Raw genomic sequence first — 15,784 nt, forward strand, 5'->3', positions numbered from 1 at the left:
TCCACGCCCGCGACTCCCGCTCGGTCGCCCGCCGGACGGGGCTGGTGTGAGCCGGCTCGCGCAGGTGCTGGTCGTCGTCCCGGCCCTCGACCAGGAGGACCGATGCCGTCCCGCTCCGCCCGCACCACCGGGATCGTCCTCGCCGCCCTCGGACTCGTCGCCGTCGTCCTCGCGATCGTGCTGCTCGTCCGGCCCGCCGGCGGGGGAGCGCCCGGCGCAGCCACGGCGTCCGCGGGCCCGTCCTCGGCGCCGTCCGGGACCGCTCCGGCGACGTCCGCCGCTCCCGGCTCCGCGGAGGCGGCCGACGGCGCCGCCGCCCCCGCACCGACGGTCTCCGCCGCTCCGTCCGGCACCGAGCCGGGCACCGGATCCGACGCTCCTCCCGCGATCGTCTCCTTCGCCTCCACCCCCGCCTCCGTCGACTGCGAGGGCGACCGCACCGCCTCCGTCCCGCTCGCCCTGTCGTGGGAGACGAGCGGAGGCGCCACCGCCCGCCTGGCCGTCGGCACCACCGACGCGAGCGCGGGCGAGCCCGTCGACCTCGCGGCGTCCGGCTACACCGCCGTCACCGCCGACTGCCGCGACTCCGAGACCCTGATCACCCTCGCCGTCCTCGCTCCCGACGGCACCACCGCCCAGCGCACCCTCGTCGTCCCCGCCTCCTGAACCGCTCCGCCCGCGCGGAGGCGGTCACGGAGGCGTCGAGCGGCCCCGGCACGGCAGAATGGGACACGATGACCTCCACACCCCCTCCGCTCGGCCTGCTCCTCGACGTCGACGGGCCCATCGCGAGCCCCGTCACGCGCACGATCTCGATCCCCGAGATCGCCGACGACCTCGTCACCCTGGCCAACGCCGGCATCCCGATCGTGTTCAACACGGGCCGCTCCGACGCGTTCCTGCGCGAGCGGGTCCTGCCCGCGCTCCTCGAGCGCGGCGTCTCGGCCGAGGCCCGCATCGTCTGCGTCTGCGAGAAGGGCGCCGTCTGGTTCACCGTCGACTACCGCGGCACCTCGGAGCCGATCGTCGACGAGTCGCTCGCGATCCCCGAGCCGGTGGCCCGCGACCTCGAGCGGATGATCCGCTCCGACTACGACGACCTGGTCTTCTTCGACGAGACCAAGCGCGCCATGGTCTCGGCCGAGCAGCTGGTCGACCTGCCGAGCGAGGACTACCTCGAGCGCCAGCTCGTCTTCGACGCCGACGCCCTGCAGATCATGACCGCCGCGGGCCTCGGAGTCGAGCGCCGCGGCATCCGGTACCCGAACGAGGAGGGGACGGTCGACTTCCGCATCGACCCGACCGTCATCTCGACCGACATCGAGTCGAACCGGCTCGGCAAGGACCTCGGCGCCCAGCGCGCCGTGGAGCTGCTCGGAGCGACCGGCGCGATCCCGCAGCGCTGGCGCACGGTCGGCGACTCCCGGAGCGACTACGCGATGGCCGACTGGCTGTTCGAGCACGCCTACGACGTCGCCCACGTCGACGTGCGGCCCGCAGAGGGCGTGCCCGAGAAGCCCTACCCGGTCCTCGTCGTCGACGGAGCCGTGAACGACGCGGCCGGCGCCGCCGTGCTCCGCCGCTGGACGGAGCTCGTCGCCGACGAGACGACGCCCGAGGTCGGCGGCGCGATCTCGCTCCATGCCCGGAGCTGATCCGCAACCCTCGTCCCTCGTCGCTCAGGCCCGTTAGCGTTCGAGCATGAGAATCGCAGTCACCGGTGGATCCGGCAAGCTCGGCCGCCACGTCGTCACCCGCCTCCGCGCCTCCGGGCACGAGGTCTTCAATCTGGACCGTGCGGGGGACCGCGGCGCGGGCTTCGTCCGCATCGACATCGCCGACTACGGCCAGGTCGTGGACGCGCTGCAGTCGGTGAACGACCAGTACGAGGGCATCGACGCGCTCGTGCACCTCGCCGCGATCCCCGCGCCGGGCCTCGTGCCCGACGTCGCCACGTTCCACAACAACATGATCGCGACGTTCAACGCGTTCCACGGAGCGATCCGTGCCGGCATCCGCAACGTCGTCTACGCCTCCAGCGAGACCGTGCTGGGCCTGCCCTTCGACGTCCCGCCGCCCTACATCCCGGTCGACGAGCAGTACCCGGCGCGCCCGGAGTCGGTCTACTCGCTCACCAAGCACCTCGAGGAGCAGATGGCGATCGAGCTGTGCCGCTGGCACCCGGACCTGAAGATCACGGGCCTGCGCTTCTCGAACGTCATGGACGAGGCCGACTACGCCGAGTTCCCGTCGTTCGACTCCGACGCGCTGCTGCGCAAGTGGAACCTCTGGGGCTACATCGACGGACGCGATGGAGCGCAGGCGGTCGAGAAGGCGCTGCTCGCCGAGACGACCGGGTTCGACCGCTTCATCATCGCCGCGGCCGACACCGTGATGACGCGCCCCAACGCCGAGCTGGTGGCCGAGGTGTTCCCCGGCGTCGAGCTGCGCGGCGACCTCGGGACAACCGGCACCCTGCTCTCGATCGACCACGCCCGCGAGGTCCTCGGCTACGCCCCCGAGCACTCCTGGCGCGACTCGCAGCAGGGCTGACCCGCGGGCCCGGCGCATCGGGATCCGCGCTGTTCGTCGGTGGGGTGGATCCCGATGCGCGGGCTACGCCCGCTCCTCGATCAGCAGGGGTGCGGTCGGCCCGTGACCGTGCCGGTCGAGGAGCGGCAGCGCGGCGTCTCGAGACCCGCCCCGTTCGTGCGCGGCTCGGCTCGCCGCCCCACGCACGAGCGCGCCCGGTCCGCAGGACGACTGCAGGCCGGGCGCGCTCCGTGGAGCCGAGGATCAGCTCGGGATGTAGTTGAAGGTGTCGGGGTCGGGGCCGGTGCGGTGGCCGCGGTCGAGCGCCGTGATGTCGGTCATCGCCTCGTCGTCGAGCTCGAAGTCGAAGAGGGCGAAGTTCTCCTCCACGCGCTTGCGGGTGACCGACTTCGGGAAGACGATGTCGCCGCGCTGGATGTGCCAGCGGAGCACGACCTGCGCCGGGCTGCGGTCGACGTTGCGCGCGATGCGGGTGATGGTGTCGTCGTCGAGGACGAGGCCCTGCGCGATCGGCGACCAGGCCTCGGTCGCGATGCCGTGCTCGGTGCCGTAGGCGCGGAGCTCCTGCTGCACGAGGTAGGGGTGCACCTCGATCTGGTTCACGGCCGGGACGATGGTCGCCTCGGCGCGGAGCCGGTTGAGGTGGTTGGTCTGGAAGTTGGAGACGCCGATCGCCTTCGCCTTGCCGCTGCGGTAGATCTCCTCCATCGCCTTCCAGGTCTCCAGGTAGTCGCCCACGTTCGGGAGCGGCCAGTGGATGAGGAAGAGGTCGACGTAGTCGAACTGCAGCTCGCCGAGGGTGACGTCGATCGCGGCGAGAGCGTCCTCGCGGGCGTGGAAGCCGTTGTTGAGCTTGCTGGTCACGAAGACCTCGGAGCGGTCGAGGCCGGAGGCGCGGACGGCCTCGCCGACGCCCGCCTCGTTGCCGTACATCTCGGCGGTGTCGATGTGGCGGTAGCCGACCTCGAGGGCCGCCAGGGTCGCGTCCTTGGTCTCGGCCGGGTCGATCTGGAACACGCCGAAGCCCAGCTGCGGGATCTCCACGCCGTTGTTCAGGGTGATCGTGGGGACCGTTGCGGTGTCGTCGCTCATGAGCGAGTACGTCCTTTCGTCGGGGCGAAGGCGCAGTGGAGCCGCGCCGTCGTGCCTCCAGTCCATCGCCTGCGGCTCTCAGCATCAACCCCTTGCGCGCTCGGCGGACATCCAGCTTCCCCGCGGAGGAGGAGTCGGATCCCCTGAGCAGAGGTGCGCCCGCTCCGGGAACGCCGAAGGCCCCCGGCACGGATGCCGGGGGCCTTCGGGGAGCGCGACTTACGCGCGGGACTTGCGGCCGACGATCGCGCCGTAGATGAGGAGGACGACGATCGCACCGACGACGGAGACGATGATGCTCACGATGTTGATGCCGTTGACGGCGTCCTGGATGCCGAACAGCGTGCTGAGGAAGCCGCCGAGCAGCGCGCCCACGATGCCGAGGACGATCGTGATGATCCATCCGCCGCCCTGCTTGCCCGGGAGGATGAGCTTGGCGAGCGCCCCGGCGATGAGGCCGAGGATGATCCAGCTGATGATGCCCATGAGGTTTCTCCTTCAGTTCGTGCTCGATCGGCCGTTCCGATGCGAGCGGAGACACCGGCGGGCCGGTGTCCTGTGAGTCGTGGAAGCGGGGGTCAGCGGAGGCGGCGCTGCACCTTGTCGCGGGCCTTGCTCGCGATGGCGGTGAGCTGCTTGGCCTCGCGCTTGGAGGTCTTCTTGAGCTTCTTGCGGGTCTTCTTCGTGGCCGGGTCGTTCCACACGCCGAGTGCGAGGTGGCGCAGCTCTTCGTAGCGGCCGCGGCCGGCGCGGGAGCCGAACACGTAGGCGGTGAAGGCGACCAGTGCCAGCAGGACGAGGCGGGGATTCATGCGGTGACCCTTCCATCGGAGAGCACCGGGTCGTGCTCGACACCCATTTGACTCTCCTGCGCAATCCATGACAAACCACGGCCCGACCATTGACAGGGACCCCTCGCATCGTGTTCCGCGTGCGCGTGTACCCGGTTCAGCCGCAGGCCGGAGACGTCTCGGACGGGAAGCGAGCGTGGAGGTAGTGGCCGTAGCCGCCCTCGACCCGGTTGTCGCGGCGGCCGGAGGTGACCACCTCGCCGCGGTCCGTCGCTCCGACCCGGGCGCCGCTCGCGCGCAGCCGCTCGACGAGCAGGACGTCCTCGTGCAGCGGCTCCCGGCCGAAGCCGCCCGCCGCGAGGTATGCGCTCGCGCGGACGCCGAGGTTCGCGCCGTGGATGCTGCCGATCGACTCCTCCCGCGCGCGGACGTCTCGCCAGCGCGAGTAGGCACCGGGGGAGAGGTCGGCCGGGTCGGGCCGGACCGTGCCGAGCAGCGCGTCGTGCCGTCGGGAGTGCTCGACGTGGGCGGCCAGCCAGTCGCGGGGGACCACGGTGTCGGCGTCGGTGTTGGCGATCCACACCTGCTCGAGCGGAGCAGCGACGGAGGAGAGGGCGTGCGCGATCCCGGCGGAGCGGGCGGCGCCGACTCCGCAGCGGGCGAGCTCCAGCACCTCGGCGCCGGCGGCACGGGCCCGCTCGACGGTCGCGTCGGAGCAGCCGTCCGCGGCGACCACGAGGCGCATCCCGATTCCGGGCGCCCGATGGGCGAGGTGGGTCGCGCTCGCCCGGACGGAGGCGATCAGGCCGCCGATCCGCTCCTCCTCGTCGAGGGCCGGGACGACGACCAGCACCTGCGCGAGCCGGCTCACACCAGCCCCGTCCGGCGGGCGACCGAGCGGGAGTCGCGGGCGTGGACCTCGAGCAGGACGTCCTCCTCCTCGTGGCGGGCGAGGCGGTGCAGGCCCAGCTCCGCCACGGCGGACTGCACGGCGTCGCCGTCCAGAGCGAGCCCCTCGATCGGATGCCGCCAGTGCACGGTGACGAGCTCCCCCGCGGGGGCGAGGGCGTCGCGGATGGTGCGCAGCACGCCGGGGAGGGCGTCGCCGAGGTAGTAGCCGACCTCCGAGAGCACGACCAGGTCGAACGGACCCTCCGGCACGCCGCGGGTGATGTCGTGGTGCTCGACCCGCACGTGCTCGAGCGGAGCGAGGCGGCGGGCGGCGCGCTCGACGGCGGCGCTCGACACGTCGATCGCCAGCAGGCGGTCGGCCCGGTCGGCCAGCGCCTCGGCCAGCACGCCGATCGAGGCGCCGATCTCCAGCACGGAGCCGTAGCGCTGCTCCGGCAGGCTCGCGAGGGTCAGGGCGCGCTTGCGCTGCTCGTACCAGCGGCTCGTGTACCCCCACGGGTCCTCGTGGCGGGCGTACAGCTCGTCGAAGTAGCTCATGCGATCCTCACCAGCCGGTCGTCCCCGGTGAAGGTGCGCAGGAAGAGCGGATGGAGCACCGGACCGGTCCCGTCGGGCCCGGGGCGGGTCTGGCTGGGATAGCGGGAGCGGGCACGGCGGGTGCGCTCGAGCAGCTCGTCGTCGAGCGGCAGGCGCACGAGGTCGCCCCACGGCACCTCGGGGTCCTCCGGGACCGCCCAGTGCCACAGCCAGATCGGCGCGGCGAGCAGCGGCTGCCCGAGCTCGCGCGCGACCTCCGCGCAGATCTCGCCGACCACGCGGTGGTCCCGGTGCCCGTCCCCGGTCCAGGTGGAGAGGAGCAGGACGGTCCCGGGGGCGCCGGCCGCCCGCTCGCGCACCTCGCGTGCGATGCGCTCGTGGTGCTCCGGGGTCGCCGAGTCCGGCACGTCGAGGAAGGCGAGCCCGATGCCGGGGCCGAGCTCCGCCAGTGCGTCCGAGGCCTCCCGCCGGCGCTCGGCAGCGAGGTCCGCGTCCCGCTCCCCATGGGCCGCGGCTCCGTCGGTCACGACGACGACGTCGACCGCGATCCCGCGCCGACGCGCGAGCGCGATGGTGCCGCCGCAGCCGAGGGTCTCGTCGTCGGCGTGCGCCACGACCACCAGGACGCGCCGGATCCCGTCGGGCAGGGTCAGCTCCGGGAGGCGGTCGCGGCGGCCGTCCGCGGTCCAGCGCTCGAGAGGAGTGCCCTCGAGGCGCCCGTCGAAGGGCCGGCTCACCAGGAGGCCGCCTCGCCCGAGGCGAGCACGGCGCGGCCGAGAGCGGCGTCGTCGCGCTCGGCGTGGTGCTGGCGGACGTAGAGCGCGAGGTCGGCGACGCGCTTGGCGTGCTCGGCGTCGAGGGCGAGCGGAGCCGGGCCGAGCGCGCGGCCGGCGCGGAGCAGGATCTCCTCGACCGCTCCGGCGACGCTCGCCCGCACGCGCTTGGCGAGCAGTGAGCCGCGGGGGCCGTCGGCCTCGCCCGCGTCGACCGCCGCGGCGGCCTCGTCCAGCGCCCGGCGCGACGCGGAGAGCGCCGTGTCGATCGCTCCGAGGTGGGCCAGGAGGTGCGGGTCCTCGCGTCGGGCTGCCGCTGCCGCGACGGCAGCCGCGACTCCGAGGGCTCCGCCGTGCCAGCAGGCGGCGACGCCGATGCCGCCCCAGGCGAAGCCGGGCCGCGAGAGGTACCAGCCGGCGTCCCCCACGGGGACGGCGCGGGTGCCGGAGAAGCGGACCGGTCCGCTGGGCACCTCCGTCAGGCCCCGCGCGTGCCAGGCGTCCTGCTCCGGCGTCGCCGTCCCGTCGCGCAGCGCCACGGCGAAGAGGCGGCGCTCGCCGGAGGCGTCCCCGACGTGGGCGGTGACGAGGGCGGCGTCGAGGCGGTCGGCCAGCGAGCACCAGGGCTTCACTCCGTCGAGCAGCCAGTCGCCGTCGCTCTCGCGCGCGACCAGAGGATCCCCGCCGCCCTCGGCCGCGAAGACCCCCCAGGCGGCGTCGGCGGCGACTCCGAGTCCGGACGGGTCGAGCTCCGCCTCGCCGAGGATCGCGAGAGCGTCGAGGTGCGGCTCCACCGCGCGCGCGACGCCGAGGTCGTGCCGAGCCAGGCGCTCGAGGAGACCGTGCAGCTCGGCGGTGCGACCGGTGCCGGGCCGGGGCGCGTCGGCGCTCAGACCGCGCGCGAAGCCGAGCGCGCCGTCGACGTCGTGGGGGAGGAGAGAGGAGGAGTGCTGGTCCATCGCCTCCGAAACTACGCAGTCGAGCGGGCGGCGTCCGGCGATTGTCCCCGAACGGACGGGGTGCTAAGCGTCAGATGTCGAGGTCGTTGATCCTGTGCAGGAGAGAGGCGAAGAGCTCGACGTCGGCGAGCGCCCAGCTGCGCAGCTCCTCGTGCATCAGCGCCTGGTTCGAGCTGCGGATCTCGCGCAGCCGCGCGGCGGTCGCCGGAGTCACCGAGAGGATCGTGGCGCGGCCGTCCTGCGGGTCGGGGGTGCGCTCGAGGAAGCCGAGGCGGTCGAGCGCCGTGATCTGGCGGCTGAGCGCCGACTTGTCCATCTCGAGGAGCTCGGCCAGCACGCCCGAGTGCACGGGTCCGCGGCGCTCGAGCGCCGAGATCGTCTTGTAGCCCAGTGGCGTCAGCTCCGGGTGGAGACGCTCGGCGTAGGAGCGCATCGCCGCCCGCACACGGTTGAAGAGGGTGCTGAGCTCGCCCTCCACCGAGGCGATCGCGGAGTCGACGTCGCGGGCGGAGTCGGGGGTCGGGCCGGTCATGCCTCCAGCATCCCGCGCGAGGACCCTCCTCCTCGACTTGCGCCCGCGCGCCGCGATGACGTACGCTTCCCGAAGCCAAAGACCGCCGGTTTCCGGTGTGCGCACGAGCAGGGCCCCGGCCCCGCGGATCGCCACCGGACGAAGGATTCGCGAAGCGAATTGCCCGCGCAGGTGCACGAGTTCAGTTCCGCCTCACCGCGATCCCGAAGCTCCGCGCCCCTGTGCCGGAGCTTTTTTCTTTGCCTGCCTTCGGGCTACCGGCACGAGAATTCACAGGAGTAGCCATGGCGAACAAGGAAGCCTCGGTTGCCGAACTCACGGAGAAGTTCCAGAGCTCGACGGCCGTTCTGCTGACCGAGTACCGCGGTCTCACTGTTGCTCAGCTCAAGACGCTGCGCAAGGACATCAGTGAGCACGCAACCTACGCCGTGGTGAAGAACACGCTGACCAAGATCGCGGCGAACAACGCCGGTATCTCGTCCTTCGACGACGAGCTCGCTGGCCCCTCGGCCATCGCGTTCGTGCACGGCGACCCTGTCGCCGTCGCGAAGTCGCTGCGTGCCTTCGCCAAGGCAAACCCTCTCCTCGTGGTCAAGGGCGGTTACTTCGACGGTAACCCGCTGACCGCAGAAGAGGTGGGCAAGCTCGCCGACCTCGAGTCCCGCGAAGTTCTGCTCGGCAAGCTCGCCGGCGCCTTCAAGGCCTCGCTGTTCGGCGCCGCATATCTGTTCAACGCTCCGCTCTCGAAGGCCGTTCGCACGGTCGAGGCGCTGCGCGAGAAGCAGGAGTCCGCGAGCTGACGTCTTCCCCTTCCGGGAAGCAGTGCGCGCGCGGTTCGTAGACAAAGAAAAACAAGGAGAAAAATCATGGCAAAGCTCACGCAGGACGAGCTCATCGAGGCCTTCAAGGAGCTCACGCTCATCGAGCTCTCGGAGTTCGTCAAGAAGTTCGAAGAGGTCTTCGAGGTCACCGCTGCGGCGCCCGTCGCCGCCGCCGGTGTGGCCGGCCCGGCCGCCCCCGCCGAAGAGGTCGAGGAGCAGACCGAGTTCGACGTCGTGCTCGAGGCCGCCGGCGAGAAGAAGATCCAGGTCATCAAGGAGGTGCGCGCCCTCACCAGCCTCGGCCTCGGTGAGGCGAAGGCGCTCGTCGACGGTGCCCCCAAGGCGGTCCTCGAGGCCGTCAACAAGGAGACCGCCGAGAAGGCCAAGGCTCAGCTCGAGGGCGCCGGCGCGACCGTCACCGTCAAGTAATCCCCTTCACCCGTCGCGGGTGCCGGCTCCGGTCGGTCGCTCGTCAGGGTGACGCAGGCACGCCTGCAGACGCAGGGCGTCGTCTCCTCGGAGGCGGCGCCCTTCGTCGTTCCCGGCCGTTGGCGGCGCGCGCCCCTAGGATCGGAGCGTGACTGCTCACGATCTGCTCGCCGGGCTCCCCGCCCGCGACGTCCCGCCCAGCGAGGTCTCGCTCAGCGAGCTCCTGAGCGACTTCGTCTCGGTGACGCACCGGATCACCCGCCTCGCCGCCCAGGCGACCGGCAACCAGGAGTCGCAGGCCGTCTGGCGCACGCTCTCGGTGCTCCTCTCGATGGGCCCGATGCGCCTGGGGGAGCTCGCCTCCCAGAGCCGCGTCTCGCAGCCCACGATGACCAAGATCGTGAAGAACCTCGTCGAGACCGGCTGGCTCGACCGCATCGCCGATCCCCTCGACGCGCGCGCCTGGCAGATCCGCCTGGCTCCCGCCGGCGCGGACGCGCTGAACGCCTGGCGGACCGACCTCGGCGACGCGCTGACGCCGATCTTCGCCGATCTGACTCCGGAGGACCGCCGCGTCCTCGAGCGCGCCGTCGAGATCATGCACGAGCGCCTCGTCGTCGGCCCGCGCGACTGACCCCCTCCCGCACGGTTCCGCCGCGCGGCACACTGGTCGCGTGCAGATGCGACTCGAGCTCGTCCCCCTCCCCGTCAGCGACGTCGACCGCGCGGTCGCCTTCTACACGGAGGTGATGGGCTTCCACCTCGACCACGACGTGCGGCCCTCCGCCGCGATGCGCGTGGTCCAGCTCACCCCGCCCGGCTCGGCCTGCTCGATCGTGGTCGGCAGCGGGATGGGCCCCGGTCCGGAGGAGGGCGTCGTCCGCTCCCTCCACCTCGTCGTCGACGACATCCCCGCCGCTCGCGCGGAGCTCGTCGGCCGCTCGCTCGAGATCAGCGAGGTCCAGGACCTGGGCGGCGTGCAGTACGCGTACTTCGCCGATCCGGACGGCAACACCTGGGCGCTCCAGGAGATCGGGAGCAGGACGCCCCCGGAGTGAGTCAGTCCTCGGGCCAGCGGACCCGGGCGTCGACGTCCGGGTGCTTGCGCAGCCAGGCCGCGACGAAGGGGCAGCGCGGGACGACCGTGCCGCCCGCCTCCGTGATCGCGGTGACCGCGGCCCGCGCGAGGATGCTCCCGAGGCCGTGGCCCTCCCACGCGTCGTCGACGACGGTGTGGGTGAGCGTCACCTCGTCGCCCTGGCGGGTGTACGCGGCGAAGCCGGCCGGGGTGCCGCCGACCTCGATCACGAAGCGGGACCGCTCGGGGACGTCGCGGACGGTGGGGGTGTCGGAGTCGCTCATGCTCCGATTCTCGCTCCCCGCGGCGCCGAGGTGCTGGTGCGGATCACCAGCGAGGCGGGGATCAGCGTGTGGCGGGCCGGGGGAGGGGGCTCGCCGCGACCGAGGGCGGCCAGCGCGTCCAGCACCAGCGCGACCGCGAGCTCGCCCTGCTGACGCGGGTCCTGGCGGATCGAGCTGAGACCGAAGAGCTCGGCGAGGGGGTGGTCGTCGATCCCGATGACGGAGACGTCCTCGGGCACCGAGAGGCCGAGCTCGCGCGCCGCGAGGATGATCCCGATCGCGATCTCGTCGGAGGCGGCGAAGATCGCCGTCGGCCGGGTCCGCGGGTCGCCGAGGACCTGCCGTCCGGCGCTGTGCCCGCCGGGGATGTCGAAGGTGGTGGGCACGATGTCCTGCGCGCCCGGCTCGAGGCCGGCGGCGGCGAGCGCCTGGCGGAAGCCGTCGCGGCGCTGCGTGTGGACGTGGAAGTCCATCTCCTCCTCCGCGAGCCCGCCGATGTGGACGACCCGCTCATGGCCGAGGGAGAGCAGGTGCTCCGTGGCGAGGCGGGAGGCGGCGACGTCGTCGATGCTGAAGGTGGGGATGCCGGGGAGCTCGCCGCCGATGCCGACGATGGGCTTGCCCAGGGCGAGGAGCGCCTCCGTCTCGTGCGGCGATATCTCGAGGGTGACGGCGACGATCGCGTCGACGCGCTTGCGGACGAGGTAGTACTCGAACACGCTCCGGCGGGCGTCGAGGTGCTTGTCGATGTTGTAGAGGAGCAGGTCGTAGCCGGCGGCGAGCAGGGCGCGCTCGATGCCCTCGATGATCCCGGCGAAGAACCACTGGTTGATGATCGGGATGATCACGGCGATGTTGTTGCTGCGGCCGGTGACGAGGCTGGAGGCGTTGGCGGAGACGACGTAGCCCAGGCTCGTCGCGGCGCGCTCGACGCGCTGCTTCGTCCCCGCGGAGACGTAGCCCCGGCCGCTGAGCGCGCGCGAGACCGTCGCCTTCGACACTCCTGCGAGCTCGGCCACCTCTTCGATGCCTGGCACGGCGTTCCTCCCGACCGTCCGGCCTCGATGCTGGAAACGGTTCCAGGAAGTTATACCCCGCCCGGCGGCCGGGCGTCGCGCCGAGATCGACCTCCGCCCGGCCCGGCCGCCGCGATCGCTGTTCTGACGCCGAATCGTTATCTCAGAGAGCGCTCTATCACCGGCGTTGTGCTTTCATCGTTCTTGTGGAAAGGTTTCCCTCCGTGGGAGCCCACCCACACGAATCCGGTGATCCGCTCGGAGTTCCTCCTGGCATCGCCATCACCAGCATCCGAGTCGTCGCGGCACACGCTTCGAGCCGCCACAGCCTCCCGATCCCGATCGGCGAGGAGCGGCCTGCTCGGCTGGTTCCACCACTCAATGAGGAGGAAGAATGCGGTCATCCCTGCACCGCCGTATCACCGTCCCGGTCGCCGTTCTGGCAGCGGCCGGCATCGCACTCGCGGGCTGCTCCAGCAGCAGTGACCCCAACGACCCGAACGCCGGCGGCGGCAGCTCGGCCGGCACGGTCGGCACCGCCGACGGCGTCGTCAACGTCTACGGCACCATCAACGGCGACGAGGCCACCCTTCTCGAGCAGTCCTGGGCGGACTGGGAGAAGGAGAGCGGCATCGAGATCAAGTACACGGGCGACAAGGAGTTCGAGAAGCAGATCGGCATCAAGGTCCAGGGTGGCGACACCCCCGACCTCGCGATCTTCCCGCAGCCGGGTCTGCTCGCCGACACCGTCGCCTCCGGCAAGGTGCAGGAGCTCCCCGAGGGCGCCCTCGCCAACGTCAAGCAGAACTGGTCCGAGGACTGGCAGAAGTACGGCCAGGTCGACGGCACCCAGTACGGCGCGCCGCTGATGGCGTCCGTCAAGGGCTACATCTGGTACTCCCCGGCCAAGTTCAAGGAGTGGGGCGTCTCCGTTCCCACGACGTGGGACGAGATGGAGGCGCTCGGCAAGACGATCGCCGAGAAGACCGGCGGACCGTCCTGGTGCGCGGGCTTCAACTCCGGTGAGGCCTCCGGCTGGCCCGGAACCGACTGGATCGAGGACGCCGTCCTCCGCGAGGCCGGCCCCGACGTCTACGACTCCTGGGTCGCGGGCGACACCCCCTTCACCGACCCGGCCATCAAGTCCGCGTTCGACTCCGTCGGATCGATCCTCCTCGACCCGACCCTCGTCAACGCCGGCTACGGCGATGTGAAGTCGATCAACTCCACCGCCTTCGGCGACGTCGCCCAGAACATGGCGAACGGCACCTGCGCGCTGACCCACCAGGCCTCGTTCTTCGAGGGCTTCCTGACCTCGGCCGGCGCCAACGTGGCCGAGGACGGCGACGTGTGGGCCTTCCTCACCCCGCCGGTCAAGGCCGACGACGCCCAGGCCGTCACCGGTGGTGGCGAGATGGTCGCCGCGTTCTCGAACGACGAGGACACCGCGAAGGTCCAGGAGTACCTGGCCAGCGCCGACTGGGCCAACAGCCGCGTCTCCCTCGGCGGCGTCATCTCCGCGAACACCGGTCTCGACCCGGCCAACGCGGGCAGCGACGTCCTGAAGGACTCCATCGCGATCCTCCAGAACCCGGACACCACGTTCCGCTTCGACGCGTCCGACCTCATGCCGAAGGCAGTGGGCTCGGACAGCTTCTTCAAGGGCATGGTCGACTGGATCGACGGCACGAGCACCGACCAGGCGCTCGAGGAGATCCAGGCCGGCTACACCTCCTAGCAGCGGAGCAGAGCCGCCGCTCCCGAGTGGCGGCTCAGCTGTGACGGCCCGGCCCCCGGATCCACGGATCCCGGGGCCGGGCCCCTCCTGAGTCCAGAGTCGCACTCGAAAGGGCGTCCATGTCCCCCATCACCATCTCGGGGTTCTTCCAATGGCTGGCGGGAATCCCGCCGCTCGCGCAGATCCCGCTCATCCTCCTGGCCTTCGCGGCCGTGGTGGCGCTCATCCTCTTCTTCGTCGAGATCGCGCCCCGCCGCGGCACCGGCTACACGGTCCTCCGGCTCGCGGTCACGGTCGTCCTGCCGGTCGTCCTCCTGCTGGTCTTCGGCCTCTACAACTCCGTCCTCTGGGTCGCGGTGGTGGCCGCCGTCATCGGCGGCGCGCTGTTCCTGCTCGACTTCCGGTCCCGCAAAGGCGCGGGCTACGGACTCCAGCTCATCGCGTTCATGGCACCGGCCGCCTTCTTCATCCTCATCGGCCTGATCTACCCGACGATCACGACGGCCATCAACGCGTTCATGAAGAACGACGGCTCCGGATTCGCCGGCATCGACAACTTCGTCTGGGTCTTCACCAGCCCCGACGGCATCACCGCCTTCCTGAACACGGTGGTCTGGGTGCTCCTGGCCCCCATCACGGCGACCGCGATCGGTCTCGCCTACGCGGTCTTCATCGACAAGAGCCGCGGCGAGAAGTTCTTCAAGCTGCTGGTCTTCATGCCGATGGCGATCTCGTTCGTCGGCGCGTCGATCATCTTCAAGTTCTTCTACGACGTGCGCCAGGGCGAGCAGATCGGCCTCCTCAACGGCATCCTCACCGCCTTCGGCGCCCCGCCGGTCGACTGGCTGGGACTCGAGCCGTGGAACACGCTGTTCCTCGTCGTCGTCCTCATCTGGACCCAGGCCGGATTCGCCATGACGGTGCTCTCCGCCGCCATCAAGGGCGTCCCCTCCGAGCAGCTCGAAGCGGCCTCGCTCGACGGCACCAGCGCGTGGCAGTCCTTCTGGAACGTCACCGTCCCCGGCATCCGCTCCTCGATCGTGGTCGTCCTCACGACGATCTCGATCGCGTCGCTGAAGGTCTTCGACATCGTCTCGGCGATGACCGGCGGCCGCTCCGACACCACGGTCCTCGCGTTCGAGATGGTCCGCCAGTTCCAGCTCGGCGCCCGCAGCGGCTACAGCGCGGCCCTCGCGGTCATCCTGTTCCTGCTCGTGCTCCCGATCGTCGTCTACAACGCCCGCCAGCTCGCCAAGCAGAGGGAGATCCGATGAGCGTCACGCCCACTCCGATCCAGGTTCCGGTCGACCGCAGCACCGAGCGCGCGCTCGCCCGCGGCGAGTCCAGGATCGAGGCGGCCAGCGGCAAGGTGAAGAAGGCGACGACGTCGCGCGGCGCCACCCTCGCCGCGCTGATCATCGCCGTCATCTGGACCGTCCCCACCCTCGGTCTGTTCATCTCGTCGTTCCGCCCCGCGAACGACATCAAGACGACCGGCTGGTGGACGATCTTCGCCAACCCCGGCTTCACCCTCGACAACTACGCGAACGCGCTCAACTCCGGCGACAGCCTGACCCTGGGCAAGGCGTTCGTGAACTCGCTGGTCATCACGCTGCCGGCGGCGCTGATCCCGATCACGATCGCCAGCCTCGCCGCCTACGCGTTCGCCTGGATCGACTTCAAGGGCCGCAACACGCTCTTCGTCCTCGTGTTCTCACTCCAGATCGTCCCCATCCAGATGGCGCTCGTGCCGCTGCTGCAGCTGTTCTCGGACGGCCTGCGCATCGGAGGGCTCTACATCCTCCCCGGCCTCGGGGTGAACGGGTTGGACGGCTCCTACGCGAAGGTGTGGATCGCGCACACGATCTTCGCGCTCCCGCTCGCGATCTTCATGCTCCACAACTTCATCTCCGAGATCCCCGGCGAGGTCATCGAAGCGGCACGAGTGGACGGCGCCGGACACGGCCAGATCTTCTTCCGCATCGTGCTCCCGCTCTCGGTCCCCGCCATCGCCTCCTTCGGCATCTTCCAGTTCCTCTGGGTCTGGAACGACCTGCTGGTCGCGACGGTCTTCACCTCCGGACAAGGGCTGCCGATCACGAAGGCGCTGCAGGACCTCACCGGCTCCTACGGCCAATCGTGGGAGCTGCTCACGGCCGGCGCGTTCATCTCGATCATCGTGCCGCTCATCGTGTTCTTCTCCCTCCAGAGGTTCTTCGTCCGCGGCCTCCTCGCCGGCGCCACCAAGGGCTGACGACCCGCGGGGGTG

At 71.1% G+C, this 15,784-nt stretch carries 20 protein-coding genes; 10 read left to right on the forward strand and 10 right to left on the reverse strand.

The window, feature by feature from the left end:
* Positions 1-102: 102 nt before the first annotated feature.
* The 3 genes from C5C33_RS16595 to C5C33_RS16605 all read left to right on the forward strand — a co-directional run bounded on the left by C5C33_RS16595 (position 103) and on the right by C5C33_RS16605 (position 2,553).
* Positions 103-666, forward strand: a complete 564-nt coding sequence (locus C5C33_RS16595; protein ID WP_104261657.1) for a hypothetical protein — start codon at positions 103-105, stop codon at positions 664-666.
* A gap of 68 nt (positions 667-734) precedes the next feature.
* Positions 735-1,655 (forward strand): hypothetical protein, encoded by a 921-nt coding sequence (locus C5C33_RS16600; protein WP_104234599.1) that lies wholly within the window; start codon positions 735-737, stop codon positions 1,653-1,655.
* A 46-nt stretch (positions 1,656-1,701) separates the two neighbouring features.
* On the forward strand, positions 1,702-2,553 hold the full coding sequence (locus tag C5C33_RS16605) for an NAD(P)-dependent oxidoreductase (protein WP_104227477.1): 852 nt from the start codon (positions 1,702-1,704) through the stop codon (positions 2,551-2,553).
* Between the two features lie 243 nt (positions 2,554-2,796).
* On the opposite strand, the gene C5C33_RS16610 is transcribed toward C5C33_RS16605, so the two are convergent.
* The 8 genes from C5C33_RS16610 to C5C33_RS16645 all read right to left on the reverse strand — a co-directional run bounded on the left by C5C33_RS16610 (position 2,797) and on the right by C5C33_RS16645 (position 8,149).
* Entirely contained in the window at positions 2,797-3,645 is an 849-nt protein-coding gene (locus C5C33_RS16610; protein WP_104248244.1) for an aldo/keto reductase, read from the reverse strand.
* A 219-nt stretch (positions 3,646-3,864) separates the two neighbouring features.
* Positions 3,865-4,131, reverse strand: a complete 267-nt coding sequence (locus C5C33_RS16615; protein WP_104224330.1) for a GlsB/YeaQ/YmgE family stress response membrane protein — start codon at positions 4,129-4,131, stop codon at positions 3,865-3,867.
* A gap of 92 nt (positions 4,132-4,223) precedes the next feature.
* On the reverse strand, positions 4,224-4,457 hold the full coding sequence (locus tag C5C33_RS16620; RefSeq protein WP_104227476.1) for a hypothetical protein: 234 nt from the start codon (positions 4,455-4,457) through the stop codon (positions 4,224-4,226).
* Between the two features lie 136 nt (positions 4,458-4,593).
* Entirely contained in the window at positions 4,594-5,307 is a 714-nt protein-coding gene (locus C5C33_RS16625) for a glycosyltransferase family 2 protein (protein WP_104234597.1), read from the reverse strand.
* Positions 5,304-5,885: a class I SAM-dependent methyltransferase gene (locus tag C5C33_RS16630; RefSeq protein WP_104234596.1), complete on the reverse strand. Its 582-nt coding sequence runs from the start codon at positions 5,883-5,885 to the stop codon at positions 5,304-5,306. The genes C5C33_RS16625 and C5C33_RS16630 overlap by 4 nt, the downstream gene beginning before the upstream one ends.
* Positions 5,882-6,622, reverse strand: a complete 741-nt coding sequence (locus tag C5C33_RS16635; protein WP_181027272.1) for a PIG-L deacetylase family protein — start codon at positions 6,620-6,622, stop codon at positions 5,882-5,884. The genes C5C33_RS16630 and C5C33_RS16635 overlap by 4 nt, the downstream gene beginning before the upstream one ends.
* Positions 6,619-7,617 carry an acyl-CoA dehydrogenase gene (locus C5C33_RS16640; protein WP_219813281.1) on the reverse strand — a complete coding sequence of 333 codons (999 nt, stop codon included), beginning with the start codon at positions 7,615-7,617 and terminating at the stop codon, positions 6,619-6,621. The genes C5C33_RS16635 and C5C33_RS16640 overlap by 4 nt, the downstream gene beginning before the upstream one ends.
* Positions 7,618-7,687: 70 nt before the next feature.
* Positions 7,688-8,149 carry a MarR family winged helix-turn-helix transcriptional regulator gene (locus C5C33_RS16645; protein WP_104224334.1) on the reverse strand — a complete coding sequence of 154 codons (462 nt, stop codon included), beginning with the start codon at positions 8,147-8,149 and terminating at the stop codon, positions 7,688-7,690.
* Positions 8,150-8,433: 284 nt separating this feature from the next.
* On the opposite strand from C5C33_RS16645, the gene rplJ reads away from it, so the two are divergent.
* The 4 genes from rplJ to C5C33_RS16665 all read left to right on the forward strand — a co-directional run bounded on the left by rplJ (position 8,434) and on the right by C5C33_RS16665 (position 10,457).
* Entirely contained in the window at positions 8,434-8,949 is a 516-nt protein-coding gene (rplJ, locus tag C5C33_RS16650) for a 50S ribosomal protein L10 (protein ID WP_055791018.1), read from the forward strand.
* Positions 8,950-9,015: 66 nt separating this feature from the next.
* Positions 9,016-9,399 (forward strand): 50S ribosomal protein L7/L12, encoded by a 384-nt coding sequence (gene rplL, locus C5C33_RS16655; protein ID WP_104224335.1) that lies wholly within the window; start codon positions 9,016-9,018, stop codon positions 9,397-9,399.
* A 148-nt stretch (positions 9,400-9,547) separates the two neighbouring features.
* A complete protein-coding gene (locus C5C33_RS16660) occupies positions 9,548-10,033 on the forward strand; it encodes a MarR family winged helix-turn-helix transcriptional regulator (protein WP_244229591.1) in 486 nt (161 codons plus the stop codon).
* A gap of 40 nt (positions 10,034-10,073) precedes the next feature.
* Positions 10,074-10,457 (forward strand): VOC family protein, encoded by a 384-nt coding sequence (locus C5C33_RS16665; protein WP_181136274.1) that lies wholly within the window; start codon positions 10,074-10,076, stop codon positions 10,455-10,457.
* A gap of 1 nt (position 10,458) precedes the next feature.
* On the opposite strand, the gene C5C33_RS16670 is transcribed toward C5C33_RS16665, so the two are convergent.
* Together C5C33_RS16670 and C5C33_RS16675 are read right to left on the reverse strand one after the other, a co-directional pair.
* Entirely contained in the window at positions 10,459-10,761 is a 303-nt protein-coding gene (locus tag C5C33_RS16670) for a GNAT family N-acetyltransferase (RefSeq protein WP_104224336.1), read from the reverse strand.
* Positions 10,758-11,798: a LacI family DNA-binding transcriptional regulator gene (locus tag C5C33_RS16675; RefSeq protein ID WP_104224337.1), complete on the reverse strand. Its 1,041-nt coding sequence runs from the start codon at positions 11,796-11,798 to the stop codon at positions 10,758-10,760. The genes C5C33_RS16670 and C5C33_RS16675 overlap by 4 nt, the downstream gene beginning before the upstream one ends.
* Positions 11,799-12,171: 373 nt before the next feature.
* Here C5C33_RS16675 and C5C33_RS16680 point away from each other — a divergent pair, with 373 nt between their 5' ends.
* From C5C33_RS16680 to C5C33_RS16690, 3 genes are all read left to right on the forward strand, one after another.
* Positions 12,172-13,515, forward strand: coding sequence for an ABC transporter substrate-binding protein (locus C5C33_RS16680; RefSeq protein WP_104227181.1), 1,344 nt, complete (start codon positions 12,172-12,174; stop codon positions 13,513-13,515).
* A 119-nt stretch (positions 13,516-13,634) separates the two neighbouring features.
* Positions 13,635-14,789, forward strand: coding sequence for a carbohydrate ABC transporter permease (locus C5C33_RS16685; protein ID WP_181027270.1), 1,155 nt, complete (start codon positions 13,635-13,637; stop codon positions 14,787-14,789).
* Entirely contained in the window at positions 14,786-15,769 is a 984-nt protein-coding gene (locus tag C5C33_RS16690; RefSeq protein ID WP_104224339.1) for a carbohydrate ABC transporter permease, read from the forward strand. Before C5C33_RS16685 ends, C5C33_RS16690 begins: the two co-directional genes overlap by 4 nt.
* Positions 15,770-15,784: the final 15 nt, after the last annotated feature.

Source organism: Rathayibacter sp. AY1H3, assembly GCF_002932015.1.

What these genes read in the sequence shown, in the direction of transcription:
- C5C33_RS16595 (WP_104261657.1), top strand. Translation starts at nt 103, where the DNA reads ATGCCGTCCCGCTCCGCCCGCACCACCGGGATCGTCCTCGCCGCCCTC.
- C5C33_RS16600 (WP_104234599.1), top strand. Translation starts at nt 735, where the DNA reads ATGACCTCCACACCCCCTCCGCTCGGCCTGCTCCTCGACGTCGACGGG.
- C5C33_RS16605 (WP_104227477.1), top strand. Translation starts at nt 1,702, where the DNA reads ATGAGAATCGCAGTCACCGGTGGATCCGGCAAGCTCGGCCGCCACGTC.
- C5C33_RS16610 (WP_104248244.1), bottom strand. Translation starts at nt 3,645, where the DNA reads ATGAGCGACGACACCGCAACGGTCCCCACGATCACCCTGAACAACGGC.
- C5C33_RS16615 (WP_104224330.1), bottom strand. Translation starts at nt 4,131, where the DNA reads ATGGGCATCATCAGCTGGATCATCCTCGGCCTCATCGCCGGGGCGCTC.
- C5C33_RS16620 (WP_104227476.1), bottom strand. Translation starts at nt 4,457, where the DNA reads ATGAATCCCCGCCTCGTCCTGCTGGCACTGGTCGCCTTCACCGCCTAC.
- C5C33_RS16630 (WP_104234596.1), bottom strand. Translation starts at nt 5,885, where the DNA reads ATGAGCTACTTCGACGAGCTGTACGCCCGCCACGAGGACCCGTGGGGG.
- C5C33_RS16640 (WP_219813281.1), bottom strand. Translation starts at nt 7,617, where the DNA reads ATGGACCAGCACTCCTCCTCTCTCCTCCCCCACGACGTCGACGGCGCG.
- C5C33_RS16645 (WP_104224334.1), bottom strand. Translation starts at nt 8,149, where the DNA reads ATGACCGGCCCGACCCCCGACTCCGCCCGCGACGTCGACTCCGCGATC.
- rplJ (WP_055791018.1), top strand. Translation starts at nt 8,434, where the DNA reads ATGGCGAACAAGGAAGCCTCGGTTGCCGAACTCACGGAGAAGTTCCAG.
- rplL (WP_104224335.1), top strand. Translation starts at nt 9,016, where the DNA reads ATGGCAAAGCTCACGCAGGACGAGCTCATCGAGGCCTTCAAGGAGCTC.
- C5C33_RS16670 (WP_104224336.1), bottom strand. Translation starts at nt 10,761, where the DNA reads ATGAGCGACTCCGACACCCCCACCGTCCGCGACGTCCCCGAGCGGTCC.
- C5C33_RS16680 (WP_104227181.1), top strand. Translation starts at nt 12,172, where the DNA reads ATGCGGTCATCCCTGCACCGCCGTATCACCGTCCCGGTCGCCGTTCTG.
- C5C33_RS16685 (WP_181027270.1), top strand. Translation starts at nt 13,635, where the DNA reads ATGTCCCCCATCACCATCTCGGGGTTCTTCCAATGGCTGGCGGGAATC.
- C5C33_RS16690 (WP_104224339.1), top strand. Translation starts at nt 14,786, where the DNA reads ATGAGCGTCACGCCCACTCCGATCCAGGTTCCGGTCGACCGCAGCACC.